This is a genomic window from Cohaesibacter celericrescens, assembly GCF_002866925.1.
In the GTDB taxonomy this organism is placed as follows: domain Bacteria; phylum Pseudomonadota; class Alphaproteobacteria; order Rhizobiales; family Cohaesibacteraceae; genus Cohaesibacter; species Cohaesibacter celericrescens.
The window spans coordinates 1-26,256 of sequence record NZ_PKUQ01000055.1; the positions used below are offsets into that span (position 1 = coordinate 1).

28 protein-coding genes and 1 pseudogene are annotated in these 26,256 nt (G+C 50.2%); 8 read left to right on the forward strand and 21 right to left on the reverse strand.

Translation table 11 applies throughout. The features are described 5' to 3' along the window. From C0081_RS23430 to C0081_RS21035, 4 genes are all read right to left on the reverse strand, one after another. Positions 1-184 (reverse strand): hypothetical protein (locus C0081_RS23430; protein WP_210200584.1); only part of this gene is annotated, 184 nt, incomplete at its 3' end. A 286-nt stretch (positions 185-470) separates the two neighbouring features. Continuing rightward, entirely contained in the window at positions 471-935 is a 465-nt protein-coding gene (locus tag C0081_RS21030) for a hypothetical protein (protein WP_101535708.1), read from the reverse strand. Positions 936-1,097: 162 nt separating this feature from the next. Then, positions 1,098-1,223 (reverse strand): hypothetical protein, encoded by a 126-nt coding sequence (locus C0081_RS23750; protein ID WP_280952902.1) that lies wholly within the window; start codon positions 1,221-1,223, stop codon positions 1,098-1,100. Between the two features lie 194 nt (positions 1,224-1,417). Beyond that, positions 1,418-4,048 carry a MobA/MobL family protein gene (locus C0081_RS21035; RefSeq protein WP_180966994.1) on the reverse strand — a complete coding sequence of 877 codons (2,631 nt, stop codon included), beginning with the start codon at positions 4,046-4,048 and terminating at the stop codon, positions 1,418-1,420. Positions 4,049-4,771: 723 nt separating this feature from the next. Here C0081_RS21035 and C0081_RS23610 point away from each other — a divergent pair. Then, positions 4,772-4,921, forward strand: a pseudogene (locus C0081_RS23610) (IS3 family transposase); the annotation flags it as partial. A gap of 300 nt (positions 4,922-5,221) precedes the next feature. On the opposite strand, the gene C0081_RS21040 reads toward C0081_RS23610, so the two are convergent. Continuing rightward, positions 5,222-6,454 carry an ROK family protein gene (locus C0081_RS21040; RefSeq protein ID WP_101535710.1) on the reverse strand — a complete coding sequence of 411 codons (1,233 nt, stop codon included), beginning with the start codon at positions 6,452-6,454 and terminating at the stop codon, positions 5,222-5,224. 134 nt (positions 6,455-6,588) lie between these two features. Here C0081_RS21040 and C0081_RS21045 point away from each other — a divergent pair, with 134 nt between their 5' ends. From C0081_RS21045 to C0081_RS21065, 5 genes are read left to right on the forward strand one after another with little or no spacing between them, the layout of a single operon-like run. Beyond that, positions 6,589-7,821 (forward strand): ABC transporter substrate-binding protein, encoded by a 1,233-nt coding sequence (locus C0081_RS21045; protein WP_101535711.1) that lies wholly within the window; start codon positions 6,589-6,591, stop codon positions 7,819-7,821. 56 nt (positions 7,822-7,877) lie between these two features. Further along, complete coding sequence (locus C0081_RS21050; protein ID WP_101535712.1) at positions 7,878-8,771, forward strand: carbohydrate ABC transporter permease; 894 nt, start codon at positions 7,878-7,880, stop codon at positions 8,769-8,771. A 1-nt stretch (position 8,772) separates the two neighbouring features. Next, positions 8,773-9,633 (forward strand): carbohydrate ABC transporter permease, encoded by an 861-nt coding sequence (locus C0081_RS21055; protein WP_101535713.1) that lies wholly within the window; start codon positions 8,773-8,775, stop codon positions 9,631-9,633. Between the two features lie 8 nt (positions 9,634-9,641). After that, the gene (locus C0081_RS21060) at positions 9,642-11,162 is read left to right on the forward strand and encodes a DUF5060 domain-containing protein (RefSeq protein WP_425349513.1); all 1,521 of its coding nucleotides are present in this window, start codon (positions 9,642-9,644) and stop codon (positions 11,160-11,162) included. Positions 11,163-11,165: 3 nt separating this feature from the next. Next, positions 11,166-12,245, forward strand: coding sequence for an ABC transporter ATP-binding protein (locus C0081_RS21065; protein ID WP_101535715.1), 1,080 nt, complete (start codon positions 11,166-11,168; stop codon positions 12,243-12,245). 371 nt (positions 12,246-12,616) lie between these two features. On the opposite strand, the gene C0081_RS21070 is transcribed toward C0081_RS21065, so the two are convergent. Continuing rightward, entirely contained in the window at positions 12,617-12,883 is a 267-nt protein-coding gene (locus tag C0081_RS21070; protein ID WP_180966753.1) for a hypothetical protein, read from the reverse strand. A gap of 419 nt (positions 12,884-13,302) precedes the next feature. Beyond that, positions 13,303-13,827: a hypothetical protein gene (locus C0081_RS21075; protein ID WP_101535716.1), complete on the reverse strand. Its 525-nt coding sequence runs from the start codon at positions 13,825-13,827 to the stop codon at positions 13,303-13,305. Positions 13,828-13,943: 116 nt separating this feature from the next. On the opposite strand from C0081_RS21075, the gene C0081_RS21080 reads away from it, so the two are divergent. Beyond that, positions 13,944-14,471: a Crp/Fnr family transcriptional regulator gene (locus tag C0081_RS21080; protein WP_180966995.1), complete on the forward strand. Its 528-nt coding sequence runs from the start codon at positions 13,944-13,946 to the stop codon at positions 14,469-14,471. A 55-nt stretch (positions 14,472-14,526) separates the two neighbouring features. Here the strand turns inward: C0081_RS21080 and C0081_RS21085 are convergent, their stop codons facing one another. From C0081_RS21085 to C0081_RS23315, 14 genes are all read right to left on the reverse strand, one after another. Beyond that, a complete protein-coding gene (locus C0081_RS21085; RefSeq protein ID WP_101535718.1) occupies positions 14,527-14,961 on the reverse strand; it encodes a c-type cytochrome in 435 nt (144 codons plus the stop codon). Next, positions 14,958-15,662 (reverse strand): TVP38/TMEM64 family protein, encoded by a 705-nt coding sequence (locus C0081_RS21090; RefSeq protein ID WP_101535719.1) that lies wholly within the window; start codon positions 15,660-15,662, stop codon positions 14,958-14,960. The genes C0081_RS21085 and C0081_RS21090 overlap by 4 nt, the downstream gene beginning before the upstream one ends. Continuing rightward, complete coding sequence (locus C0081_RS21095; protein ID WP_101535720.1) at positions 15,659-16,045, reverse strand: DUF302 domain-containing protein; 387 nt, start codon at positions 16,043-16,045, stop codon at positions 15,659-15,661. Before C0081_RS21095 ends, C0081_RS21090 begins: the two co-directional genes overlap by 4 nt. Before the next feature lie 33 nt (positions 16,046-16,078). After that, entirely contained in the window at positions 16,079-17,557 is a 1,479-nt protein-coding gene (locus C0081_RS21100) for a multicopper oxidase domain-containing protein (RefSeq protein ID WP_101535721.1), read from the reverse strand. Then, the gene (locus C0081_RS23755; protein WP_342587679.1) at positions 17,554-18,078 is read right to left on the reverse strand and encodes a c-type cytochrome; all 525 of its coding nucleotides are present in this window, start codon (positions 18,076-18,078) and stop codon (positions 17,554-17,556) included. The genes C0081_RS21100 and C0081_RS23755 overlap by 4 nt, the downstream gene beginning before the upstream one ends. Then, complete coding sequence (locus C0081_RS21110) at positions 18,029-18,313, reverse strand: hypothetical protein (RefSeq protein ID WP_101535723.1); 285 nt, start codon at positions 18,311-18,313, stop codon at positions 18,029-18,031. The genes C0081_RS23755 and C0081_RS21110 overlap by 50 nt, the downstream gene beginning before the upstream one ends. A 183-nt stretch (positions 18,314-18,496) precedes the next feature. Beyond that, positions 18,497-18,868: a hypothetical protein gene (locus C0081_RS21115; protein ID WP_101535724.1), complete on the reverse strand. Its 372-nt coding sequence runs from the start codon at positions 18,866-18,868 to the stop codon at positions 18,497-18,499. A gap of 8 nt (positions 18,869-18,876) precedes the next feature. Continuing rightward, on the reverse strand, positions 18,877-20,280 hold the full coding sequence (locus C0081_RS21120; protein WP_101535725.1) for a multicopper oxidase family protein: 1,404 nt from the start codon (positions 20,278-20,280) through the stop codon (positions 18,877-18,879). Between the two features lies 1 nt (position 20,281). Then, positions 20,282-21,172, reverse strand: a complete 891-nt coding sequence (locus C0081_RS21125) for a cytochrome c (RefSeq protein WP_101535726.1) — start codon at positions 21,170-21,172, stop codon at positions 20,282-20,284. A 2-nt stretch (positions 21,173-21,174) separates the two neighbouring features. Further along, positions 21,175-21,777 carry a c-type cytochrome gene (locus C0081_RS21130; protein ID WP_101535727.1) on the reverse strand — a complete coding sequence of 201 codons (603 nt, stop codon included), beginning with the start codon at positions 21,775-21,777 and terminating at the stop codon, positions 21,175-21,177. 43 nt (positions 21,778-21,820) lie between these two features. Next, positions 21,821-22,180: a hypothetical protein gene (locus C0081_RS21135; protein WP_101535728.1), complete on the reverse strand. Its 360-nt coding sequence runs from the start codon at positions 22,178-22,180 to the stop codon at positions 21,821-21,823. A 2-nt stretch (positions 22,181-22,182) separates the two neighbouring features. Then, a complete protein-coding gene (locus C0081_RS21140) occupies positions 22,183-22,599 on the reverse strand; it encodes a c-type cytochrome (RefSeq protein WP_101535729.1) in 417 nt (138 codons plus the stop codon). Continuing rightward, entirely contained in the window at positions 22,596-22,991 is a 396-nt protein-coding gene (cueR, locus tag C0081_RS21145; RefSeq protein WP_101535730.1) for a Cu(I)-responsive transcriptional regulator, read from the reverse strand. The genes C0081_RS21140 and cueR overlap by 4 nt, the downstream gene beginning before the upstream one ends. Then, positions 22,988-23,164 (reverse strand): hypothetical protein, encoded by a 177-nt coding sequence (locus C0081_RS23315; protein ID WP_180966996.1) that lies wholly within the window; start codon positions 23,162-23,164, stop codon positions 22,988-22,990. The genes cueR and C0081_RS23315 overlap by 4 nt, the downstream gene beginning before the upstream one ends. A gap of 154 nt (positions 23,165-23,318) precedes the next feature. Between C0081_RS23315 and C0081_RS21150 the strand changes: the two genes are divergently transcribed. After that, entirely contained in the window at positions 23,319-25,775 is a 2,457-nt protein-coding gene (locus tag C0081_RS21150) for a heavy metal translocating P-type ATPase (protein ID WP_101535731.1), read from the forward strand. Positions 25,776-26,256: the final 481 nt, after the last annotated feature.

The window sequence follows — 26,256 nt, forward strand, 5'->3', positions numbered from 1 at the left end:
GCGTGGTGAAGCGCTCGCCAGCTATGGCGCTCATATTAAGAATGGCACACGGTTGCGCTCTAGGAGGCCGTTTGCCCCCCTTGCTGGCCATTGGAAAGCAAAAGCTGACGACATCGCCCCAGTTTAAATTTACACGCCAGTCATTGGTTGGTTTGGAAATAAGATCATTGGCAATATCAAGCATGCGTATAAATACTCCTTACTCATTTGGGTGAGATAACAGTCTGACGCCTGCCTTCTCCTTCATTTGAAACGGAAATCGGATTGAACGCGGCGACATTAAAGCTGCCGCGTGCAACCTGATTGCTCGACTTGCGCATGGTGCGCGTTGGAAGATTGTCAAAGAGGAAGGGTTGCGGGAAACCGGAATGCAACAACGGCCTTGAAGGCAACCTGAATGGCCTCAGCGGGACCGTCAGCGTGATATGGTTACCACCGCCAGAATTGTGGTGATCGGATTGACCTGATTGTCAGGTCCGCCGTGATGTATTTGTGGCCTTCAGCAACTGATAGAGCTCTTCGTCGTGCGATAGATCGACTAACATGTTTGGCAGAGGTTCAACGTTGTTGAGCTGTTTTATCTGATATTCATTCAGGCCGACGTGGGTGGGTTTGCCATTTGCGTCACAAGGGAACGCGATATGATCCGTCCCGACAATAATAATGTCGCCGCATTCAATTTTCAGGCAGGGTGCCTGTTTCAGGCTTTTCATGACTGCATCGTCTGCGACAAGAAAGCCCTTTGGACATGGCAGGACAGGTGCAGAAAGCCAGCCGGGTGCAAGGATTGCATATTCCAGATCCTCGACTTTATAGGTGTTGAGTACCAGATATATGCATGGTTCGCGATATTGTTCGGGAATTTCAATTTCCCCGTTCCCGTTCAACTGAACGATATCACCAAGGGTGAATTGCGGATTTGAAGCATCGGTCATGGAGTGTCCTGTCTGTTTGCTGTTCCGCCTATCCATTCCTCCGGTCTGTCTGTCAGACCAAGTTGGTTGAATGTGGCGTCACCCAGATCGCCACATGAAAGCAGATTGGTCTCCCTAATGCTCATTACCTGTTTTGGATCTTGATGCCTTCAGAGGGCAGTGTCAGAGAAAATAGACTTGAGACGGGTAGGGTGCGCGGATGTCGTTGAACCGGTCACGCTCTGGACCCGGTAACGGTCCGATGACGGGTGTACCACCGGCTCTCAGATCAAATTCTTTATCGTTCAACAAGGACGCTTGAACTGAGACATTGACGTCATGGCTTTGAGGCGTGCTGGGTGTTCTTTGGTTCGTTCGTGTTTGGTGGCCAGAGTTGTCATCAATAAACTCCTTGGCTTTTAGAGTTGTGAGTGCTTTGGCCTCACCAAGAGCGGCTCAAAAGCCAGCAACCCATCCACCTGTCTTTAGGGGCTCAAAGAAACTCAGCGCGATAGGTCATCATCGCGGGATCTTTGCTTTATACGTTGGGACCGCTTTTTTTGTTGCAAGCGCGCATCGACATCGTTTTGGATCTTTTCCCAAGTTGGCAGTGGGTCAGAAGCATTGTATTTGTCCAATTCAGGAAACTTGGCTTTAAGTAAACTTATTGTTTCCCGGCGGCTCTCAATTCGAGCCTCATAGAACTGAATTACATTTCTCATTCGTTCGCTTTCTGGGGGTCCATCTCGATCGGGGAAAGCCTCGCTAAGTTCATTTTTGAGTGTGGAAATTTGACGATTATATTCAATAATGCGTTCATAATCTGCTTGGACATTATGGAGAGGGTTTGAGGATTGGCGTAGCTTCTTGCGTCGCACAAGTTTCTTGATCGTTTCATCATCATTTTGGGACCGCAAAACGGGAGTGCGTTGATCGGGGCTATATGGTTGGCTCTGATGATGTGCGGCTTGGGTAGTCTTTTGCGGAGCCTTCACCAAAGGAATAGCTTCATTCGCGGTCTTTGCTTTGGGAGCAATTTCTTTCAATGGCTCTGCAGACTTTGGCACAGCAGTTCGAGCCGTGTCATTCGTGTTTTCAATCCGTTTGTGAACGGTTGGCGGGCTGGATGATAAAGGCTTCTCTTGGATTGGATCATCAGTTTCTAAATTCAATGGTGCATCCCAATCAGGATCACATTGTTTTGCTGCTACTTTCTTGTAAATTCTTCCATTACTTTGATCACCTTGTCCAAGTATTACATTTATGGCGGCCATTTCTTGAGCACTCAATTCCGGTGTGCTGGGTGGAAATTCTGTCATGTTATCGACCGGTTGAGGCTTGATTTTGCGATCAGCGCGATTATCTGCGTCAGCCGTGTTTGAAGGCGCCGGTGGGGCAAATGGATTTGATGATTGAGATTTTTTAAATCGTTTCTGGCGTTCATTTGCAATCTTGGCCTTTATCATCTTCTCCAGGGGGACAAAAATCTCATCCGTGGATTTTTGCAACAGAACCTTGGCTGATCGACCTATGATGTCTCCAATTGGCTGTAGGCTGTCGACTGCATTTGAGAGATTGTGCGCAATACTGTCTGCAACATCCTCAAGTGTATTTTTATTCCCGTATTTTGTGATGCCATGCTGAAGTGCAGAAATCGATGAGCTAAATATTCTCGACGTTCTGTCAGCCATAGAAGAACGGGGCGAAAACAAAATTGAGGGAGGAGCTTGCTTTGTCCCAATGGGATCAACCACCACCTGTTGACCCGAGATCTTATCGTTTTCAAAATCGACGAACGACCTGTCGGCTTCGGGCTTCACTGAGATCTGCGTTGAATGTGTTTCAGGTGGTGTTTCTGGGATTATTTCGGTGTTAGTTTTTGTAGCGTTGCTATTTTGTGCTTGTGCTGTCGATATTTTATCAGGAGGTGCTGCCTTTTCACTGTTCTCTGCACCGATGATTGAGTGTTCATTAAAACCGAATTGAATGACAGGTTTATCGTCGTTATCACATGTATCTGCTGTCTTAACTGGTGATAGATTTTCCGACACCTGAGTGCCAAGGTTGGGGGCAACATCGGACAAGGGCTCCCAACCGAAGAGACTATCAAAATCTACCTCAGAGTCTTCATCAAATACTGGGTCGTCCGATTTGTTCTCTGACGCTACACTTTCTAGTTGGATCATTTGTTGACCATCATTGGTTTCTTTAACAAAGGCATCGCTGTAGGGGCGAAGTCGGTCAGGATAAATAGCTGGATCAATGGGCTCACTCATGGAGTGAGACAGATGATGGTTTTCAAGAATAGTCAGTATGTTTTCTCTGACGGCTTGTCTGGTTTTGGGTGTCAAATTGTCAATATGCGCGTTCTCGCCATCCTTTCGCTGTGCCTTTTGTGTCGCTTGCGGCCCTTCATGCACTTGTGGCTTTTGAGCAAGGCCTAGCTCTTTAAGGGAGCGCGTTTCAGCGTGCCGCAATCCATCGTGATCGGCAATCTTGTTGATAATCTCTGCAACCTTCAGGCGGGCATTCTCGCGAGAGTGAAGTTCGCCAAGGCGGATATAATCCCGTCGCCGTGCCCGCCTGGTTTTCTTGGTATGCGGGTCTGGTTGATCAACAGACATTCTTTTTTCAGATCTTTCTCTTGCTGAGCTTGGCGTCTCAAGCCCATCCACCATCCAAAGGTGCAGATGCGGATTGTGTGGCCTATCAGTATGGATGGCAGCAACGACCATGGCCTCGCTATCACCGGCAAAGTGCTCGATGATGCGCATGGCCATTTCACCTTGCTGTTGTGGAGTTGCATCGATTGACAGGCTGATGACGGCCTTATCGCCAAGTCGGACGCCAGTTTTTTTCGTATGCTTTTTGGCGCGGTTTTCCAAAAAACCACGGCACATCGAAAAGAACTTTCTGCGTTCGCATGGGGTTTCGGCAACAACGGTGGTGGCAGCGTTGTTTCGAAATAGCAAAGCACCGCCTTGCTTGCTGTTGATGGCTGGTCTGCGGCAAATATAGTGGAGATTGGCCAATAATTTGCCGATGCCGTCATCAACGCAAACGCAAGAACGCGCTTTTGGGTCCGTCGAAACAGACCCAAAATTCGCAGTTATTGCGTAGGTGGAAATGGCCACGAGCAGTCTCCAATACATTTGGAATGCTCGTGGATCGGTTCCGCCTAATCCTGCTGAAGGCGCGCTACCCACCGTTCAGGTGGAGGATGCTTAACGCAGCTGGACAAAGTCCAGACCGTTAAGCTTCCAAGTGCGCCCTCCAAAGCCGGGAGCTTATTGTTTAACGAGCATCGTGAAGGGAACTGTGGCCTCAACAAAAATCTCGCTACGGTAACTGCACAAAGGATGGCAAAAAGTTTGAGCCGAACTTTGAAACGCGTTCGTGAGATGCTCGGTCTCTATGAGATTATGATGGGTTTCAAACAAGGTTTGTAATGGCACTTGTTACGGTCTGTTCGCTACCCCGGACCGTGTGCCTAGACCAGCACTATAAACATTTGGGTTTGGATCTTCCGCTTCGGTCGGTCATAAGGACTTGCCGCGCTGCAACACCGCTATTGCATATATTTGGCACAGCGGACCCTCACGTGCAGCTCAGGCTGATCTGGCGCCAACGGCGATAGAGGGCGGAAACCGGACTTGCGGCGGAGCAACACCGCTATTGCATATATTTGGCACAGCGGACCCTCACATGCAGCTCAGACCTATCTGGCGCCAACGGCGATAGAGGGCGGGTAGCCGACTTGCCGCACTGCAACACTGGCTTAAGCAATCTTCAGCAAAGCGGGCATTCACAGTGCCTATCTCACAGAGCTGGCTTTAGTGTTTGGAAGAGGAGAGGTCGATCATCATCGGTACCATGAGAGTCTCAATGATGTTACGCTGGCCGACGTTTATTTTGGCTGGGACAAAGAAATTCTGAGGCAGCGAGAAAGTATCAAACAGAAAACACTCGAAACGCTCCGCTTGCTTCACCGCAAAGCAGCGGCGTAATATAAACAGCCAGCTGAGGCAAAGCTTCTCTTCTTTTCAAGCCACCTTGGTTCCAATATCTTTGATGACGGACAGAACCCGCTTTGCTGCGAGCAAGAGAAATCATATGCCATAATTGGTTTGCAAAAATACCACGGTTTCTTGACAATCAGTGGAGAAATCTGATGCGGTACGTTATGAATTGGAGCAATTTTGCAGCAAATTGCCTTAAATCGAACGGTTTAAATCAAGACTTTGCGACGGCTCCAAAAGGAAAGGCAAAATGAGTGCAACCCAGGGCGCATTCCCATCGCATCCAGATTAGGCGTCCTTGGACCCCACCGTTTTCAACAGTCCTTGTTGGCGAAAAACCAACCCGATGGCACCACGTACGGTATCATCAAAGGATTCTGTCGCTTCGATGATTTCGGGGGGGTGGCCGCGGGTGTGGGACAGAAAGGTTGTGCGCAAGGGATCAAGAAATGGCGATCCAAGTCCGGTCATAATGCCGTCGAGGAAATAATGGCTGGGAGACAGAATGGACGAAATCATGGCCAGCGCCTGACCGCAGCGTTCGCCTGCTTCGCGCACGACGGCCAGCGCGCCCTTATCCCTGCTTTCCACCAATTCGCGCAGGGTTTCCAGGCTGATTGGGTAATGCTTCTTGTCGCTCAGTTTTTGCAACACCGTGTCGACGGATGCCAGTGTTTCTAGGCAGCCATATTTGCCACAGCGACACAGCGCGCCGGGATGCTCTACCGGAATATGGCCGATTTCGGCGGCATAACCGTCAATGCCGCGCCTGACGCGACCGTCATAAACAATTGCACCGCCGATGCCATAGTCAAAAGTGACATAAACAAAGTCCCTGAAGCCACGCGCTGCGCCCCATAACATTTTGCTTTGAGCCGCGCAGTTGGATTCATTGTCCGCATAAACCGGGCAGGGGAAGCTGCTGGCAAATTCCTTGGATAGATCCACCCCATCCCAGCTTGGCATGATGGAACTGGCGGCGATTTGTCCTTGTGGTGAAACCGGGGCGGCTACTGCAATACCGATTCCGAGCATTTCTTCGATCAAGGTACCGGAAGCCTTTGTTAGGTCCTTCAGTTTTTTATGCAGTAGCGTCAATGCGTCTTGTGGGCTGTAGTCGATAGCAATGGGCAAGGAGACGTCTGCTATCTTGTTGTGGGCGGCATCGGAGAAGAGGATGCGGATTTCCCGCAAGCCAAGCAAGACCCCTGCGGCAAAGCCGATATTGGCTGCGATTGACTGCTTCATCTGTGGACGTCCACGTCCTCGGCTGGCTCCGTCCTGAACCGAAGCATTGGTCTCAATCACGATACCATGCGAACGCAAATCAATTAGAGCAAGAGACACGCTGGCGCGTGAAAGGCGGGTTGCCGTCACGATTTCTGTGCTGGTCGAGGCTCCATTGCATACCAAATGTCCAGCCACCAGAGAGGTGGCCGAATTCGCTTCCTGTTGCAGCAGCAGGGCTCGCAGAAGCGCGCCAGGATCATCGATATCTATTGTTCCAGAAACATTTGCCATGCACGGAACATGGTCGAATTTTGCTGTTTGATCAAGTGCCAAGATTTATTTATTCCAAAATTAGAATAAATATTGACAGAATTGATATATTGGGCGTAGCCTTGTGATGGAGGACATATTAATGGAGGATTATTATGCTACTTAAAGGACTGAGCAGCTCTGTTCTTGCGCTCTCGATTTTGACTGTGCCCGCACTGTCAGAAGAGTTGAAATTGTGGACTTTGACCCACGATGCGGAAACCGCCCGCACAGCGTGGAAGGAAATCATCAAGGGATTTGAGCTCAAGCATCTCGATGTCACGGTTAAACACGAGATGCGCGGTACCGATGAACACAAAGCTGCCTTGCGCGTTTCCGCTGCATCCGACAAAGGCCCCGATATCTTCTTCATGTGGGCTGGTCTTGGTCTTGGTGGAGAGTTCGTTAATGCAGGCCTCTCCAAACCACTGGATGATGCCTATGCAAAATATGGCTGGGATGATCGCTTCATCAGTTCGTCACTGGGATTCACCAAACAATATGCAGGCGGACGGCACGGCGTGCCTTTCACGTTCCATGGCGAAGCTCTGTATTACAACAAAGCTTTGTTCGAGAAGGCCGGTATTGAAGCATTGCCTGCAACCTATGAAGATCTCAAAGCCGTAGCGAAAAAGCTTAAAGATGCCGGCATTCCGGCCATCACCTTCGGCGGTACGGTCAATTGGCATGTGATGCGCTTAATGGATGTCATTCTGGAAGCCCAATGTGGTCCGGAAAAACATGATGCCCTCAAAGGCATGAAAGCCGATTGGGCGAGCGAAGCCTGTGCTACAGCGTCCTTTGCAGACCTGGCTGACTGGTCACAAAACTATATCTTGTCGCCTTTCATGGGCATTGATCAGTCGCAGTCTTTCAATCTGTTCAATGCGAACAGGGCTGCGATGATGCTGGAAGGTGATTGGCTGGTCGATCAAATCGAGGAAGCTGGACGGGTGGATGACTTCGGGCTTTTTGCTTTTCCAACTGGCTATGACCGTCTGTATGGATTTGCGGAAAATCTCTATGTCTCCAGCAGATCAGAAGTGCCTGATACCGCCGCGGCTTTTTTGAATTATTTCAGCTCGGACGAAGTCCAGCAGAAATATTACAGCAGCTTCAGCTCAAGCTCGGTCAACCAGCATGTGACATATGCGAACCAGAATGTGATCGACAAAAAGTGGAGCAGTATTTTTGGTGCATATGGCGAGACTTTCGTCAATGGCGACCAGGCCTTTCCGCTTGATGTGACGACGGAGTATTTCCGTCTCATCAATGAAGTGGCATCAGGGCATTTGGATGCTCCTGAGGCTGCAAAAGCCATGCAGACCTTCATTGACAACCGCGGATAATCATCTGCCAAGGCAGCGGGCCAAGCCTCGCTGCCATTTTTTTCCGGGAAATCGATATGGCTCGACTAACCTTGTCATTCAAGCCAAGCAGCGAAGGGTATCTGCTACTCGCTCCTGCTGTTGCTATCTATTTGTTGTTTGCCTTCTATCCGATGATCGATGTCTTCACGCTGTCCTTTTCCCAGTGGAACGGATTGGTCGATGACAAAATCTGGGTTGGTTGGAAAAACTATCATGATGTGATGACCAAGGATCCAGTCTTTTGGCAGGCGGTGACAAATACCGTGTTCTGGACCGTTTTTGCGGTGACAATTCCCAATATATTTGCCTTTGGCCTTGCGCTCGCGCTCAATCAGAATTTACCCGCGCGCAGCCCGTTGCGTGTGGCTATCTATTTGCCGGTCATCATAGCGCCCATTGCCGTGGCGACCATCTGGCGCTGGATGTATGACCCCTTTTTCGGTCTGTTCAATACAATGTTGACCTCTGCTGGTTTGACCGGATTGATTCAGGATTGGTTGGGAGACAGGGATGTGGCGTTGTGGTCCATTTTTATCGCCTATTTCTGGCAAACCGCCGGCTTCTCTATGGTGCTGTTTCTGGCAGGATTGCAGAATGTCTCCCAGACCCTGATCGAGGCGGTGCGGATTGATGGGGCCGGTCGTTACAAGACTTTTCGCCATGTCACATTACCGGCTCTCAAGCCCACCATTGCAATTGTGCTGGTGCTATCGACCATCAACTCCCTCAAGGCATTTGATATTGTTTACGGCATGACGGGCGGGGGACCTGCCCAGTCAACCCAGATGCTGGCGATGTGGGCTTACACGCAAGCCATGCAGCTGGGATCGTTCGGGCGGGGCAGTGCAATCTCAGTCATTCTATTGGTGCTCACTCTTATTATCGTCATTCCCTATCTGGTCTGGCAATTAAGGAAAACGGAGGACTGATATGTTTGAGAATTTCTTTCGTCCTGTCGGTTCGGCCCGCACAGACCCGTTGTTGGTCGTGCTCTGGATTGGTCTCATCCTGATCTGCATTATCTGGCTCGCACCTTTCGTTTTTATTGTTTTTACCTCGTTGAAATCTAATGCGACCGTGATGGGTGGCAGCCCGTTTGCCGTTCCTGTGGATCCTGAATGGTCCAATTATTCCAAAGCGTGGGCGCGGGGGAATTTCTCCACGACGGTGCTTAATTCGGTCTTCATCACCTTTATCAAGGTGCCTCTCGGTCTGCTGCTTTCGGCCATGGCTGCCTATGCTTTGGCCCGGGTGAAAATGCGGGCGGCGCGCTTTTTGCTGGTGCTGGTCATTTTTGGCACAATGATCCCGTTTCAGGTCATGCTGGCTCCGATTTTCAAACAGGTGAACAGCTTCGGGCTGATCAACAGCTATCTTGGGATTTTTCTACCCTATCTTGCCTTTGGTGTGCCCTATCAGGTGTTCATTCTGTATGGATTTTTTAAAGCGGTGCCGCGCGAGCTGTCCGAGGCTGCCTTTATTGACGGCGCATCCCATTTTGTCACCTTCAGGCGGATTTTTCTGCCTATCTCTCTGCCGGTGCTGTCCGCCCTGCTAATCCTTGATTTTGTGGCGACATGGAATGAATTTGCCATGGCGCTGGTCATTTTGCAGGACCCAGATCGATGGACATTACCGCTGGGGCTGATGTCGTTCCAGAGCCAGTTCCAATCAGACTATGGCCAGCTCAATGCCGCCATCGTGATGACCGTTCTGCCTGCCGCCATTGTCTATCTCATCTTTCAACGTTACTTCGTGTCAGGCCTTACCGCTGGCGCGGTGAAGGAATAAATATGACGCTGCAAACTGCAAATACACCCGTTTATGATCGTTTCGAATTGTGTTTGACCGGGTCCGACAATGGCAATCCTTATCTCAATGTGGAACTTTCGGCAATCTTCCGGCAGGGCAACCGCGAGATTTTCGTGCCAGGTTTTTATGACGGTGATGGTCAATACCGCATTCGTTTCATGCCTCCGATTGAAGGCGAATGGAGTTATGTCACCACTGCCAATGATAAAATGCTGGACGGACAATCTGGCCAGCTGGTGGCAACAGCGCCACGTAAGGGGGTGCATGGTCCGGTGAGGGTTCGCAACCGGTTCCATTTTGCCTATGACGATGGCACAGCCTATGCGCCTTTTGGCACGACTTGTTATGTCTGGCAGCATCAACCGCGTGCGAAACAAGACGAGACCCTGAAAACACTGGCTAAAACCGGCTTCAACAAGCTGCGCATGGCGGTGTTTCCCAAGGAATATCCCTACAATCAAAATGAACCTCTCATGCCGGTCTTCGAGCCGGACGGGGAGGGGGGGGTAAACTTCGACCGGCCCAATTTCAAATACTTCCAGCATTTGGAACAACAGATTGAGCAATTGGGCGAGTTGGGCATTGAGGCTGATCTCATTCTATTCCACCCCTATGACCGCTGGGGCTATTGCACCATGGGTGCCGAGGCCGATCGACGCTATGTGGCTTATTTGGCGGCCCGACTTGGTGCCTATCGCAATGTCTGGTGGTCCCTTGCCAATGAATATGACTTCCTGCTTGATGTTAAACCGGTCTCGCTGTGGGATGAGTTTTTTCATATTCTTGAAGAGCATGATCAGGCTGGACATTTACGCTCGATCCATAATGGCGACGCATCGATGAATTTCGACCATCGCAAAGTCTGGGTCACCCACGTCTGCATTCAGCATCCGGATGTGAAGCGCACGCAGGAATGGCGCAACGCTTATGGCAAGCCGGTGGTGAATGACGAGCTGGAATATGAAGGCGATATCTTTTTGTCGTGGGGCAATATTTCTGCCCGTGAATTGGTGCATCGTTTTTGGATCACCGTCCTGCGTGGCGGTTATGCGGGGCACGGAGAAACCTATGATGATCCCGAGGAGCTGCTCTGGTGGGCCAAAGGAGGTAAGCTGCACGGTGAAAGCTGGCAACGGATCAAATTTATGCGTGAGATTATGGCACAGGATGTCAAGGGTGGTCTGGAACCGCTGGGGCCGGAATCGCAATGGCCATGGCATCGTGTGTCCGGCGCACGCGATATCGAGACCGGCACGAGCTTCATCTATCTGGGTGAACATCAACCCAATCAGTGGACCACGGGTTTTCCCAAAGACAATAGCGATTATGAGGTCTCGGTGATTGATCCATGGGCGATGACATTGGAACCCGCCGAGGTGATCCCGCCCGTGATCATGAGGCCGGTGCGGCATGCCAATGTTGTCCATGGTGGCAAACCCGATGCCGCTTTTGGTGTGCGGTTGCCCGCTCGCGAGGGTCTGGTCATTCGTGTTCGCAGGAAGGGTTGAGATATGGCGCAGGTATCTATCAGGGACGTTTGCAAGTCTTTTGGGTCTGTCGAAGTCATGCATGATGTGCATGTCGATATTTCCGACGGAGAATTTGTTGTGTTGGTCGGTCCGTCCGGCTGCGGCAAATCCACTTTGCTGCGCATGGTGGCAGGACTAGAGACGATCTCGGCGGGAACCATTGCCATCGAAGGCAAGGTAGTGAACAATATGCATCCCAAGGATCGGAACATTGCCATGGTGTTCCAGAATTATGCACTTTATCCGCAAATGACGGTGGCCCAGAATATGGGCTTCGCGCTGGAGCTGGCGGGCAAGTCGAAGGCTGAGATTACCAACGCAGTGGGCGATGCCGCAACCATCCTTGATCTCCATTCTTATCTGGATCGCAAGCCCGGGCAATTGTCTGGCGGTCAGCGGCAGCGTGTTGCCATGGGGCGGGCGATTGTGCGCGACCCGAAGGTCTTTCTGTTTGATGAACCCTTGTCCAATCTTGATGCCAAATTAAGGGTGCATATGCGGGCAGAGATTAAGGCCCTGCATCAACGGCTGGGAGCGACTATCCTGTATGTAACCCATGATCAGATCGAGGCCATGACGATGGCGGACAAGATCGTGGTGCTTAATGCAGGGCGGGTGGAGCAAATAGGATCACCGCTTGATTTGTATGATCGTCCTGCCAACCGCTTTGTGGCCGGTTTTATTGGCAGTCCGGCTATGAATTTTGTTGAAGTCAGCTTCCAAAATGGTGGGGTAGAGATTGCGGGCGGTGGTATGGTTGACATTGCCAGTGCAGCCCACGGGAAGGCCATTTTGGGAATAAGGCCTGAGCATATTAGCCTGTCTGATAGTGGGATGCCTGATGGAGGAAAGGCTGCTCAAGGGGTCGCCGCTGAGGTGGTCAATGTGGAGCCGACTGGCTCTGAGACCTATGTCGCTTTGCGTCTGGTTGGGTCTGGTGAGACGATCATGGTTGCCGAGCGCTCTCGCAGGCCGCTGCAGCCCGGAGAAATTCGGTATCTACATTTTGATCCCGATCATCTGCATTTGTTCGATTGTGACAGTGGTGAACGGATAAAATGAAAGTGTTTTGAATAAAAGGGATACGTTTTGTAAGTGGGGCTGGCTTGTTGCAAATTTGAATGCTGCCCTAATGCTGACCATAGCTAGATAGATGACCGTTCCAAGTGCTGTGGAGCGTCTTGATGCTTAGAAAATATGGTGTAAATTCAACAAGCGTTTTTTTGCCTGTACCACTAGAGCTATGCTTCCTTGCCACAGTACGGCGCAACATGCGAAAAAGATTGAGTAGCAGGGAAAATGCCAGGAAGGTCTGCCTACCTGTGTTCCAAGAAGTAAAAATACTGCATCTTGTCCTAACGTCAGCGTCGAAGAAGTTGCGTCGCGGCATTGGATTGCTGACGAATGCCCGCAATGGGCCGTCTTCGCATTGATTACCTTTTGAAAGGAATCACATTCTCGCCGCCATTAACGAAAGCAGCGGCACCTTCTTTGCGAATGGTTGTCACGGCCTCTTCAAACGCGGCGTAATCGTCATCAAATAGATCGTCCCAAACTATCGACGTCCCATCGGTAGTCACGACTTCAAGTGACCAGCCGTCTCCACCTTCAAGTTTATAGATGTCTATCTTGAAACGAATGCCATCTTCGACGATTAGTTGCGAAGCACTTGATACAATCAGGTTTGGCTCTCGTTCCATAAACATATCTCTTTTGTATGCTGCGAATGTCTGTAACTGTTATGCTGCATGGCGGTATTGGAAGTCAACTCAAGGTCTGGATTGGGCCGATCTTGTCGGTCATGCATGCAGCTTGACGTGATTGAAGTTTGCATTGCACTAGGCCGCTGGAGCCCATTTTCAATTTGACGGTCCTATGGCGCAGGTTCAGAATACAGATTCTCTTCTGAATATGACATCAAATGAAACAAGCCCAGAGGTGCGACATTGTTTTAAGATCAATCGAAGTAACCCAGACGAAAGTGAACCACTGAGTTGCTGTTTGCTAGCTCCGCATTGACATTTCCTATAGCTTCATTGGCCGGCCATGCTTTGATTGCTGGACCATCAGTTGGACTAACCACTCATGGGGAACACTGTTGAACGTACAAATTCAGAACCTAGTGTGGATTCTGGCCGGTCGCGATCAACATATGATGGGCCTGATGATGGGCTCCTATTGTCATGACTCCATAAAATCCCAAGGCTCTTGCCTTCTGGAGTTCATCCTTATTCGCTGTTCGGATTTGTAGAGTGGCGCCATTTTGGGTTGAATTTGCCGTAATATTCCAACCTGTTTCTGCTGCCAGCATAGGGGCATGAGCTGCGGTCATGCGCTGAATGGAGGCAACTGTATCTCCTTCACCCGAAACATCAAATGCCAGCGATCCGCTGGATTGGGTGGTTGTTGTTTTGGACAACATCGTAACTCTGTCCATGTCGACGAGATGCTCTCGCAGTGCTTGGATGGAGACCTCCGACCAATCGGTCTGAGGATCATTTTCTAGGAGCTGTACGATTTCGGAAACTGCGGCAAAGGCAGCATGTCCGGTTTCGGTTGCAGCTACATTGTTTGAGTGAACGTGCTGGGCAAACGCAACAGTGGGACTTAATATCAGAAAGCTTAGCAGTGTGAAGAGTCTCATGTTCTGTATCTCCTTTTGATATGACGAAGATAGACAGGCTTTGCACCTTTCTTTATGATTATAATCATATGGAAAATTGCATACTAAAATTTCTTCCACCTGAGGCCTTTCGGGACATGTTTCATGTAAAAGGGCAAACTGTTTTCCGGCAAGGAAACGTTGCAGATGCGATGTACTGGTTGGATGCAGGCAAGATCCTGCTGTATCGCTTCACGGAAGCCGGGGAAAAGGTGGTGGTCCATCACGCCGAGGCTGGATCGTTTTTTGCCGAGCCGTCGATTTTTTCAGAGCGCTATCACTGTGATGCCGTATGTGTCGACGATTGCAGTGTTGTAAGGATCAGCAAGCAGCATGTACTTGACGCACTGGCAAACAATTCTGATTTCTCATCATCCTTTTGCATGATTTTGGCAAAACAGGTGCAATCTTATCGCTTGCAGTTGGAAGTCATGGCGATCAAATCATCTGAGCAACGCGTATGGATGGCGCTGAATTCTGGTTTTCTGAAGGGAACAATTATGGATTTTTCAGCGTCCATCGGTTTGACACATGAAGTTGTATATCGCTCGCTTGCTAAGCTCGTTAAAAAGAACAAGCTCATCAAGACACAACGGGGTACTTACAAGATTGCTTCCACCCACTGAGTCAATAGTGGGTGGATCGCCTTTGCAACTTGTCGAAAACAGAGAGCTTTCCGGTTCACATGTTGTGTTTTTTGTAATTTATTCCGTTTGCCTGTTGGGTCTCCCTCACATACTGAATTATACTTTTCACCTGTTCCTTCGGTACATCAGTGAGTGGTGGCATGTTTCCATATGGCCAATGATGTTGCCGGACGCCATTCGCGACCGCTAAATAGAAACTGATATCAGCATGGTGACCTGGATTATAGATATTATGAATAAGAGGCGGTCCAACCTCTGATCCTTTGCCATCTTCGCCGTGGCAAGCGGAACAATTGGTGTTAAACAAATCGCGCCCCTCGGCGCCGACCGCTGACAGCTTTGGCACCGTGATTTCGACGGTTTTTGTGTTCGATTCTCCTGAATTCTGATTGTTCTTGCTGTAGAGGACGAAACCGCCTGCAGCTAAAACTGCGACCAATATATAGGGTGTCCAGCTTTTCTTCTTCATTGAATTTCCTTGGAAACTGTGGTTTTCAGAATTGAATTTCGGGTCCAGAGGTAGGTCAGGATTGGGGGTACGACGGCCAGGCCGCCGATGAGAGCCCAATTCAAGAACCCAAACCCGTCGGAGGAGATCCACTGTTCGCCAGCATGGGTAAGTAGAAAACTCATTGGAATGAGACCGAACAGGGTTGCAATTGTAAATCTCGGCAGAGACAGGGCGGTTAGGCCAGCCGCATAACTTACGGCATCAAATGATAGAAACGGGATCATGCGAGTCACAAATACCGTAAGCATCATCATGTTCTGACTACCCAGCATTCTTTTTGTAGAGAATCTCCCCAGCCAACGTTTGACGATGCTTTGTGCCAACCATCGAGAGGACGCAAAGGCGATGACGGCGCCAACTGTTGCCCCTGCGACGACGATGAGAGTGCCCGCATAGTGGCCGTAGGCTGCTCCTGCGACTATGGCGATTGGCGCTGATGGCAGAGGGCTAAACACAACGGCCACCGTCATGAGCAGTATGATTATGACCGGCCCCCACGGCCCAAATGAATCAACAAAAACAAAAAGGCTTTCTTGCTCAAACAGTCCGGTGAGGTTCCACCCCCACGGATCAATCACAACGAAGATCGCCGCAATAACCGCGAGGAATAAGACCAGAAGCTTGCTCGCACGCGGAGGAAGAGATACGGGCAATCTCATAAATCAGCAATCACGCTGGATAGAAGGTCTTGCACTTGCGACGCGATTTCCATCAGTTGAGGATTGTCAACAGCGCCCATCGAGGCAAGCGGCTCTACGGCACTGACTTCAATTCCGCCATCCACTTGACGTAAAATGACGTTGCATGGCAGCATGACGCCAATCTTGGGCTCGACGGTCATCGCTTGGTGGGCGAGTTCGGGTTTACACGCTCCCAAAATTTTATATGGATCAACATCCACATCCAGTTTTTTCTTCAGCGTCGCCTTGACGTCAATCTCGGTCAGCACTCCAAATCCTCTAGACGCCAGAGCGTCTCGAACACGCACTTCGGCTTCTTCAGGTGTGACATCGGGCAGAAATTTATCGAATGTGTAGCTCATTTGTAACTCCTCTTGATTTGCGTTTTGATTGGCTCAGGAGACGGTGAATTGACCCATCATTCCTGCGTCTTCATGTTCAAGGATGTGGCAGTGATACATGAATGGGTTTTGCTGACTTGCTGGATGGTCAAACCGGACAAGCAGTTCGGTTTGATCGCGCACCAGAACGGTATCTTTGAAACCAGTGTTGTGTTTGAGGGGGGCGTTTCCCTCTTCTGACAAGACTTTAAAAATGGCCCCATGGATATGAAACGGATGGGAAAGCATCGTGGTTTGCACCCGCCATTTTTCGGTGGTGCCAAGAGCCACCTCAAGGTTGATACGCCGCATGTCAAAGCTCTCACCATTAATGGCAAATCCACCTCCACCTCCACCACCGCCCATCATGCCCATATCCAACGATAGTGAGCGGGTTTGAATGACGTCCTGCTCGCGCAGTGAGATGCCGGGTCCTTCTAGCTGATCTGGAAAGGACGTAATGCGGGTTGGAAGTTGTTCGTCCACCGCAAAGGGCAGTATGCTGATGCTGCGATCGACAAAGAGATCCACCATTCCTCGCATCCGGCCCATCATGCCGCCGGGGCCCTGGTTTGGATCTCCGTCACTCATCAGCATGGCAGGTTGTCCCGAAGAAAAGTCGACCAAAATCTCGGCACGTTCTCCCGGAGCGAGAGGTAGTTTTGTCAAGGACTGAGGCTGATCAAGAAAACCTGCATCAGTCGCAATGAGTTGGAAATCACGCTGATCTTCAAAAAACAACGAGTAAATTTTTGCATTTGATCCGTAGACTAAACGTAGCCTTGCAATGCCCTTTGGCGTGCTGCAAACGGCCCCATATTGACCATTGATCAGCATCGTTTCGCCAGTGAATCCATGCATAAGATCGGGCATAGAAAGCTCGTAGGAAACAAACCCGCGATCGTCGAAACGGCGATCCTGTAGAACCAGGGTTACGTCATCAACGCCATAGGTGTTTGGCAAGCTCCTGTCATCATCACGTCCATCCGTGAGATGAATGATTCCAGCCAATCCCTTGTGAACATCATGTGCGGTTTGTTGATGAATATGGGTGTGATACCAAAGTGTCGCGGGCGCCTGATTAACAAGCATTTCAGGGCGCCACTCTTGGCCCTCTATGACAGGGATATGCGGACCACCATCATGCTCTCCCCGCACCAAAAGCCCATGCCAATGGACGCTTATGGGGCGCGAAAGCTGATTTTTCACAACGGGGTTGAAGTCCCCATTTTCGAGGACGAGTGTAGGCCCCAGATAGGGTTGATTGAAACCAAATGTTTGGTTCGCAGCATTTCCTATAAATGTAGAAGAGCCCTTTTGCGCCACAAGCTCAGCAGTTTTGGTTTGACGCGTATCTAGTAGCGAAGGCATTTTAAGTCTGGGTTTGTTCGCAAGCGTTGCTGCGCTCAAATCACTGCCATTCCCAAATGTATACAGTCCTGAAAGACCGCCCCCTGCAACAGCGGTTGCTGTTAAAAACTGACGTCTGTTCATTGTTTCTCCCTTTCCGCAGTAATCCGGTTGCGCTGGTCGTGCATGTCTCTGATTTCTTTGGGCCATTTACTTTTTATGAAAGAAAGCACCGCGATGATTTCATCATCCGTCAAGATGCCTTCGTAAGCAGGCATGTCGGTTTCATAGTTTTTGAGTTTGGCTATTTTGACGATTCCAAACTTGGTTAAACCAAAAAGCAGATCATCTGTGTGATGCCAGGTGTGACCATTTTCATCATGAGGAGGTGCAGGCAATCTGCCTTGCTCATTTTGGCTTTGCCAATCGGGTTGACCTTCCAAATTGCTTCCATGGCAAGACGCACAATTGTCCTGATAAAGCGATTGCCCCAATGCCACGACCTTGCTATCGCCCGGTCTAAGCAGAGCACCCTCCGCCTTTATCTGGGTGAAGTACAAAGCACCCGAAAGAAAAGCCAAAACGCCAACGGAAATTGTAAGAACAAGGAGGCTCCTATTCATGTCCACCTCCCGACTTGGAAGAGGTGTCCTTGTGATCTTCATGGCAGGATTTGCCCATAAATTTGTGCATGACGGAATGCATGGCCAAACATCCGCCAATGGGAGCCATACCCCATACAATGCTGGATAAAGACTGGCTTTCAGCACCTAGTAATGCGAACCCCGCAGCGGTGAACATCAGCGCGCAGCATGCCGTCATAATCCATCCATGGCCTGTTTTTGGAATAAGACGCCCCAACACCGAAGGAATGGTTAGTTCAAGGGATTTATCGGTCATTTTATATACCTGTTGCCAAGCTTGGGCTTTTCAGCAGCCAGCTCGAACAAATTGATGCAAGTTTTGAAAAGAGAAATAGGTCCTTGAGTGCCAATACAGCAGAGGTATTTCGAGCGAGATTTCTCGCGCAAAAGACATGTCAGCTCGCTGTAGACGAGCCGATGAGTGGCAATCAGATTGGGGTCAGGCTATCGGAGGGCGCAGAAAGCCGGTTGGAACAATTGGCTCAATGGCATAGAGCACGATTTCATCAAATCCTTTGCCCGAAGAAGCAAATGCTGACGCGATAAATGGCAGACAAAAAGAGCAGTCCACCGAACAGCGAAGCTCTTTGGTTCCAAACCCTGTCGTATCTTTGTCGCAACAATCATGCGGAGCGTCTTTGGCCAACACAATTTCGGAGCTCGATGCTTGCATGACCATATTGGCCGTCTGCACATGCCCCTGATGGTCTTGCATGGCGACAGGAAGATAGCCAGCACCGAACATTGCTGCAAAAGAAAGCAGCATGATCGCAGCGACAAAGCGCTGAATTGTTCGGTGCATGATCATCATTCGTCTTCTCAAGTCACTTTGAACCAGGTGGTCATGCCTGCGGCGGCATGCTCCAGCATATGACAGTGTAGCAACCATTTACCAGGGTTGTCTGCAACAAAGGCTATCCTGGTTGTTTGCGTGGGGCCAATCAGAAAAGTGTCTTTCCAAGGCCTGCCTTCGTCAATTTCACTGTCTTCTCGCTCCAAAATCTGAAAATGGTGCCCATGCACATGCATCGCGTGAGGAAAGGCTGTATCATTGATGAATTCAATGATGACAGTCTCACCAATTTCGGCTGAGAAAAAAGGACTCTCGGACAGATTGGCGACGGAGTTGAAGGCCCAAAACTGTTTGGTTCTGCGAAAGTCTTCACCCTGCAGCTCTTTGCCTTTGTAGAAGACTTTCCCAATGCGCCCCATCGCACCACCCGTCATATGAAGTCTATGCTGGCTGGCTTTTTCCAAATCCGGTGCTGGTATCGCATTGGGTTTGAGGCTAGGTATACTGGTTTTATTGCCACCTGTTCCTGTCACCTTGAAGTGGGCATAGGGAAACGGGGTGTCGCCGGATAACTCCTCAAGCGCAAAACCTTTGCCCTCCTGTGGGATGACCAAAAGATCCACCCGTTGCGCCGGACCAAAGGAATAGGGCGAATAGTCAATCACCTCGGGTTGCCCAAGCGGTTGCCCGTCAAAAGCAAGGACCTTTGCGCCAAGCCGGTTCAGATCCATTTCCAAAACGCGAGAATTGCACACATTGATCAGCCGCAGGCGGTAGGCTTCACCAGCTTTGAGAACAATTTCTGGCATACTACCGCCATTGACGGTCAACCAGTTCCCAAGGCGGCCACCGTGGCTCCAGTCCATCATCGCACCAAACGACTGTTCATCCAGTTGGCCATTACGATCGACGCGCCAATCGTCAATCACCAATGTCAGATCGTGTTCGGCATCGAAGGTCGGATAAGGCTCTTCAACAATCAAAGGACCATAGAGGCCACGCGCCACCTGATTCCAGCTTTTATTGTGCGCATGATACCAATAGGTGCCGGCATCTGGGACCACAAATTCATACTCGAAACGCTCTCCCGGTTTGACCGCTTCCTGTGTCAGGCCGGAGACGCCGTCCATTGCATTGTCGATGCGGATGCCATGCCAATGAATGGAAGAGGGCTCTTCAAGCTCGTTGATGAAACGAACCTTGACCCTCTCTCCCTGCTTAACCCGAATTTCCGGTCCTGGCGCTTGGCCATTGTAGGTCCAGAGGGTCGATTCTGGTGCGTCACCGGGATAGATTTTCTGTTCCGATTTTATGGCTCGAATTTCAAGGAAACCGTCCTGAGCCATAGCAAAGGAATAGGGCGCGGGCACAAGACTCAGAGCTGCAGCGCCAATACCTTGTTTGATAAAATTTCGTCGGGTCAGTTTCATATCATTCATCCAGATCAAGCAAAAATATGGCCATGGCTTCGCGGTCTTCTTGGGTTAAGAATGCGGTACCATCTCTCACGACTTCTCCCATTGAGCCGCCAAACACATCACCGTCAGGTGTCAGCCCGGTACGCAACGCATAGGCTAGGCCGTCTTTGTCCCAGCCACGTTTCTTTAGAGCCTTTGATGTGATGTCCGGAGACTTGCCGCCATCGGGTAACTTGTCCGCTCCATGCAGATTAAGCTCGGCTTGTCTGGCACCCAATATATTGCGTGGTGTATGGCATGCCGCGCAATGCGCAGGGCCTTCCACGATATATTGCCCTCTCTGCCACATCTCACTTTTGCCACCGGTCGGCTTGAAGCCGGTAGAATCCAGAAACAAACCCCGCCATATTTTTAAGCTGGCGCGAATGTTGAAAGGAAATCCCAAATCTTGCAGGATTGATGGTTCATCAACCGGAGGCACCGTCTGAAAGGCTGCCCAAAGATCAGCAATATCCTGATCACTCAGCTTGGCATAAAAGGGGTAGGGAAACGCAGGATAGTAGGGTTTTCCTTCTGGAGAAACCCCTTGCCTAACCGCTTGGACAAAATCATCAATGTTCCACGCCCCAATGCCTTGCTCTTTGTCTGAGGTAAGATTAGGGGAATAAAAAGTTCCAAAATCAGTCTTCAATGCCAAACCGCCAGCAAGAGGTTTGCCGCCACCAGCCACATTGGTGTGGCATGCGATGCATCCGGCCATACGGGCGAGATAAGCCCCACGATCGGGCACACCTTCAAGCGCCTCCAGCTGTGGTTCATTGCCAATTGGCCATTGCTCAAGAGCGGTGAAAGCAGCCCCAGGCAATGCCAGGGCCGCAACCATAAAAAGGATAGGCTTCTTCATGCCTATTTCTTCTCGGCTCTATAATCGGTGTGACAGGCAGAACAAACCTGCACCATCATAGTGAAGACACCCTCGGCAGGCATTTGAGCGAGGCGTTCGGGCGTGATATGATCCGCGGCGTTGGCGGTACCCATCATTGGGGCCTGTTTCCCCATCATAGAGCCAGCTCCCTTGCCCATCATGGCACCCATGCCCGCGCCAGCGCTTTTGCCCATCATAAGGCCATTGTCAGCAGCAGACTCAAGGCCGGTCGCGAAAGTCTCAAGCTGGCTTGCGAGTTGGCTGAACTTTTCCCAATCAGTCCAAATTTCAGCCTTTGCTTCGGATGGCATTTTCAAAGACCCTTCTGGAAAGCCCTCGGTCAATGCGTCTCCAGCATGGCTTTTGATGATCGCGGCCTGCTTACGAACAGCATCTGCGTCATAGTCGGTCTTGCCCTGCATCATGTCCTTTAGAACCTTGACCGCTTTCCCCATCGAACTCATGGCATCCATGCGTTCTTTGATCTCGCCAGTGGCCCCACCATGGGCCAGAACTGAGACGGGTAGGACGATGCTCGCCGAGGCAGAAAGTGCAACGGCGGCGGTAACAAATAGCTTTTTCATTATGAAGTGCCTCTTGATTGAAATTTTATGATCGTAAATTCAATCAGGCGAAGCGAGGCGGAGGCGGTTCCAACGAGACAACAATGGCGATCAGATCAGACATCAAAGATGGCAATTTGTCTGCCTCAGCCAGTGCGGGCAATGCTGCCGGCGCCGTTAGCAAAGTCAGTATCATGGCTCCGCAATGAAGGGATGTGTTGTCGATAGACATATCAGGATCGTGATCATGAGCCTGATCGACATCCTGCTGATCTATATGACTATGCTCGGCTTGATGGCTATCGCCATTGTCTATTAATTCATGGCCATGAGTAAAACTGCCTCCAGCATAAGCAAGAGAGATCATGCTGAAGTAGATCAGCACAAATCCAAGCTTTCTGATTTGGGAGGCGAGGTCCATCATGATTATTGGATACCGTTGGCGCGCTGAACGGCGCGCACATACTGCGTGATGCGTTTGACTTCAGCTGAGGTAACACCTTCAACCGGTGGCATGTCACCAAACGGCCAATGGTGCGCTCTCACACCGCGTTGTGCGGCCATCTGAAAAGACACATCAGCATGGTGATTGGGCTCGTAAATGATATGGACGAGCGGTGGAGCTACTCCATCTTGGCCTGCCGCGTTGGTACCATGACAAGACGCACAGCTCTCATCAAACAGGAACTTCCCTGTTTGCTCAGGCATCGTCAGTTTTGGTACCGTCACTTGGACCATCGGCTTGCCTTCCCGTTCAGCATGGTTGGAAGCCTGCACACCGGCGGTTAATCCAGTGAACAATGCTATCGTTCCCAATACGACAAGAATATGTCTTGATTTCATGCAAGCTTTTCCTTTGATAGACCATCCAGAATTGGGCAGTCGGGTTTGTCATTGCCATGACAATGCACAGTCAGTTCAGAAAGTGTGCTTTTGAGAGCTTTGAGCTCCAAAATTTTCTGATCAATCTCGGATATTTTGCTAATTGCGATTGATTTCACATCGGCGCTCGCTCGATCTTTATCGTCGTAAAGCGACAGCAACAGACGGCATTCTTCAATGCTAAACCCAAGCCCGCGTGAGCGTTGCAAAAAGGTCAACCGGTGAATGTCCTTGTCCGAATATTCGCGATATCCATTTTCCAACCTAGCCGGAGTAATCAACTCTATCTCTTCGTAGTAACGGATCGTCTTGGCTGGCAGGTGGCTGGCTTTTGAGGCAAGTCCGATATTCATGGGTTCCCTTTCTCAAAATGTGAACCATACATCACTTTCAATTTTGTGATCTCGACATCTGAAAAACCAAGACCTCTGGCTTTTTCGAGCAATTGAGGCAGAGACTGAGAATCGGCGCGCTGTTGTTGCATCGTAAGAAATTGCCATTCTGTTTGTGCTTGTTGGTCACTCATTGCCGCTCCCCTCGTTTCACAAAGGCTACAGCCTCCCCCTACTGGAAGGTCAAGCGAAACTCCTACAGATATTTTTTTTAGAGTTACCCATTGACCTTCCAGTTGCTGGAAACCCTATCTTCAACAACAACGAAACAACAAACACGGAAACAAAATGGCTCAATCATTCAGCGAAACATATCAATTGCAAGGCATGTCTTGTGCATCGTGCGCTGGGCGTGTCGAGAAAGCAGCGAAAAAGGTACAAGGGGTTATTGATGCATCCATCAATCTTGCTGGCCAAACTGCCACTCTTACCTTTGAGGCCCCGGTCAAAGAGCAAACATTGGTCGACGTTTTTAAGAAGGTAGGTTACCCGGCAGTCACCCAAGAAACCCGCATATCCATATCCGATATGTCGTGCGCCTCTTGCGTTGCAAAAATTGAAAAATCTCTCCTGGAAAGCCCCGGCATCCTGTCCGCTTCGGTGAATCTTGCCGCTCAGTCCGCGTCGGTCACCTACTGGGAAGGCAAAAATAGCCCGGAAAAAATAGCTGCGACCATCACCAAATTGGGTTACCCAGCCAACGCGGATTCGTCGGATCACCCAACTGACATGAATGCGAAGCGTGAGAAGGAAGCTAAAAAGCTTTTTTGGTTCTTTGTAGTTGCTGCTGTGCTGGCCGCACCGGTTTTCATTCTTGAAATGACCTCACATTTCATCCCCGGAGCTAGAGAGTTTTTTGCTTCCTCTATCAGCACAGAGGTCAGCCATATCAGCCAGTTTGTTCTGACCACTCTGGTGCTCTTGGGACCTGGTCTGATTTTCTACCGCAAAGGATATCCGGCGTTGTTTAAGGGAACGCCAGACATGAATTCTCTGGTCGCTTTGGGAACCACAGCGGCCTATGGCTATTCTGTCGTCGTCACATTTGCCCCTCAGTTGTTGCCTGAGGGATCGCGGATGGTCTATTTCGAGGCTGCGGCGGTGATTGTCGTGCTCATTCTGCTTGGTCGATATATGGAAGCGCGCGCCAAAGGGCGTACAGGTGATGCCATCAAAAAACTAGTTGGCTTACAGCCCCGCACGGCGCGTGTCCAGACTACGGGCGGTCTTCAGGATGTTGACGTGGATGCGTTAGAAAGCGGCATGCTGATAGTAGTGCGGCCGGGAGAAAAACTGCCGGTGGATGGTACTGTGACTGAAGGGACCTCCTTCGTTGATGAAAGTATGATTACTGGTGAACCGATCCCTGTTTCGAAAAAAGCAGAATCCAGTGTAACCGGAGGAACTGTGAACGGTATGGGAGCCCTAATTATCCGCGCCACTAATACCGGTTCTGATACTGTTCTCGCCCAAATCATCAAGATGGTGCAGGACGCACAGGGGGCCAAACTGCCCATTCAGGGGCTGGTCGACAAAATAACCAGCTGGTTTGTACCCGCTGTATTGGCGCTAGCTTTGGTTACAGTTGCGGTTTGGCTTGTTTTGGGACCGGATCCTGCCTTGAGCTTTGCTTTGGTTGCCGGTGTCGCCGTTCTGATCATTGCTTGCCCCTGCGCAATGGGTTTGGCCACTCCAACCTCGATTATGGTGGGGACGGGCCGTGCTGCTGAGCTTGGCGTGTTGTTCAGGAAAGGGGATGCCCTTCAATCCCTGCAGCAAGCGAGCGTAATAGCACTGGACAAAACCGGCACGCTTACCAAGGGCAAACCTGAATTGACCGACCTGCACCTGCGTGATGGATTTGAGCGCAACGCAGTGTTGGCCTTGGTAGCAGCTCTAGAGACCCAATCTGAGCATCTTGTAGCCGAGGCAATTGTTAGGGCATCTGAGAAAGAAAACCTGTCTCTTAACAAGGTCGAGAGCTTTAATGCAATTGCCGGATTTGGTATTGAAGGTCGAGTCGAAGACAAGGACGTTCTTGTTGGTGCAGATAGGTTGATGACTAAGCATAACATCGATGTATCCGGTTTTATGCCTCAAGCGAATGCGTTCGGCAAACAGGGTAAGACGCCGCTTTATGTCGCGATTGACAAAAAATTGGCAGCTCTTGTAGCGGTCGCAGATCCCATCAAGGAGCACACCCCTGAAGCGATCAAAGCGCTACATAACCTAGGCCTCAAGGTAGCCATGATCACTGGCGACAATGCGGCAACGGCGCGGGCGATCGCTGACGAACTTGGTATCGATCATGTCGTGGCAGAAGTCTTACCAGAGGGCAAAGTGGCAGCAATCAAGAACCTGCAAAGCGGTAACACCGCGTTGGCCTTTGTAGGTGACGGCATCAACGACGCCCCTGCCTTAGCCACCGCCGATGTCGGTATAGCTATTGGCACAGGAACTGATGTCGCCATTGAGAGCGCCGATGTTGTTCTGATGTCGGGAGACCTCAAAGGGGTTGTGAACGCGCTTGATATCAGCAAGAAGACTATGCGCAATATCCGGCAGAATCTGTTTTGGGCTTTTGGTTACAATATAGTGCTCATTCCCATCGCAGCCGGTGTCCTCTACCCAGTCAATGGTACCTTGTTATCGCCCATGCTAGCAGCGGGCGCCATGGCGCTCTCTAGTATTTTTGTACTCAGCAATGCGCTGCGACTGCGTTGGATCAAGCCTGTGCTGAATTGAGGCCAAACAACGTTACAATAAATTCTGAACCGGCGCTTGATAAGGGCCGGTTCTTTCCTCAGCAAAGGAACAAGTCGGTAAAGGAGCAATACAATGATGAATGGATATGGAATGGGATTTGGCATGGGCGGAATCGGAATGTGGCTTGCGCTGATCATTGCCATTTTACTCATCGCCGCTCTGATCAAATATCTCAGGTGAAATTCTTTTGATGGCGCAATTCTCTCCGATTAACGGAGTATAATATTCTGGCTCAACGACAGTTGGTAAATCGAGAATGAGCTATGTAACGCTAGTAGTTGCCATTGGAAAAATGCGCAGCGACCGGCAGTTTTGTCGGCGGTACTGCTATCCAAGAGACTAAAATGCTGTATCATTTGCGAATGGCTGCTTTGTCGAAGTTGCGTTGCGATACTTCGGATCTGGCGAACAACGGCTATGGGCCGTCTATTCTAATTGAATTTTGCGCTGATGAACCAGC

Coding starts and splice junctions, on each gene's coding strand:
- C0081_RS21030 (WP_101535708.1), bottom strand. CDS start 935: ATGACCGATGCTTCAAATCCGCAATTCACCCTTGGTGATATCGTTCAG.
- C0081_RS21040 (WP_101535710.1), bottom strand. CDS start 6,454: ATGGCAAATGTTTCTGGAACAATAGATATCGATGATCCTGGCGCGCTT.
- C0081_RS21045 (WP_101535711.1), top strand. CDS start 6,589: ATGCTACTTAAAGGACTGAGCAGCTCTGTTCTTGCGCTCTCGATTTTG.
- C0081_RS21050 (WP_101535712.1), top strand. CDS start 7,878: ATGGCTCGACTAACCTTGTCATTCAAGCCAAGCAGCGAAGGGTATCTG.
- C0081_RS21055 (WP_101535713.1), top strand. CDS start 8,773: ATGTTTGAGAATTTCTTTCGTCCTGTCGGTTCGGCCCGCACAGACCCG.
- C0081_RS21065 (WP_101535715.1), top strand. CDS start 11,166: ATGGCGCAGGTATCTATCAGGGACGTTTGCAAGTCTTTTGGGTCTGTC.
- C0081_RS21070 (WP_180966753.1), bottom strand. CDS start 12,883: ATGGAACGAGAGCCAAACCTGATTGTATCAAGTGCTTCGCAACTAATC.
- C0081_RS21075 (WP_101535716.1), bottom strand. CDS start 13,827: ATGAGACTCTTCACACTGCTAAGCTTTCTGATATTAAGTCCCACTGTT.
- C0081_RS21080 (WP_180966995.1), top strand. CDS start 13,944: ATGTTTCATGTAAAAGGGCAAACTGTTTTCCGGCAAGGAAACGTTGCA.
- C0081_RS21085 (WP_101535718.1), bottom strand. CDS start 14,961: ATGAAGAAGAAAAGCTGGACACCCTATATATTGGTCGCAGTTTTAGCT.
- C0081_RS21090 (WP_101535719.1), bottom strand. CDS start 15,662: ATGAGATTGCCCGTATCTCTTCCTCCGCGTGCGAGCAAGCTTCTGGTC.
- C0081_RS21095 (WP_101535720.1), bottom strand. CDS start 16,045: ATGAGCTACACATTCGATAAATTTCTGCCCGATGTCACACCTGAAGAA.
- C0081_RS21100 (WP_101535721.1), bottom strand. CDS start 17,557: ATGAACAGACGTCAGTTTTTAACAGCAACCGCTGTTGCAGGGGGCGGT.
- C0081_RS23755 (WP_342587679.1), bottom strand. CDS start 18,078: ATGAAGATCACAAGGACACCTCTTCCAAGTCGGGAGGTGGACATGAAT.
- C0081_RS21110 (WP_101535723.1), bottom strand. CDS start 18,313: ATGACCGATAAATCCCTTGAACTAACCATTCCTTCGGTGTTGGGGCGT.
- C0081_RS21115 (WP_101535724.1), bottom strand. CDS start 18,868: ATGATGATCATGCACCGAACAATTCAGCGCTTTGTCGCTGCGATCATG.
- C0081_RS21120 (WP_101535725.1), bottom strand. CDS start 20,280: ATGAAACTGACCCGACGAAATTTTATCAAACAAGGTATTGGCGCTGCA.
- C0081_RS21125 (WP_101535726.1), bottom strand. CDS start 21,172: ATGAAGAAGCCTATCCTTTTTATGGTTGCGGCCCTGGCATTGCCTGGG.
- C0081_RS21130 (WP_101535727.1), bottom strand. CDS start 21,777: ATGAAAAAGCTATTTGTTACCGCCGCCGTTGCACTTTCTGCCTCGGCG.
- C0081_RS21135 (WP_101535728.1), bottom strand. CDS start 22,180: ATGATGGACCTCGCCTCCCAAATCAGAAAGCTTGGATTTGTGCTGATC.
- C0081_RS21140 (WP_101535729.1), bottom strand. CDS start 22,599: ATGAAATCAAGACATATTCTTGTCGTATTGGGAACGATAGCATTGTTC.
- cueR (WP_101535730.1), bottom strand. CDS start 22,991: ATGAATATCGGACTTGCCTCAAAAGCCAGCCACCTGCCAGCCAAGACG.
- C0081_RS23315 (WP_180966996.1), bottom strand. CDS start 23,164: ATGAGTGACCAACAAGCACAAACAGAATGGCAATTTCTTACGATGCAA.
- C0081_RS21150 (WP_101535731.1), top strand. CDS start 23,319: ATGGCTCAATCATTCAGCGAAACATATCAATTGCAAGGCATGTCTTGT.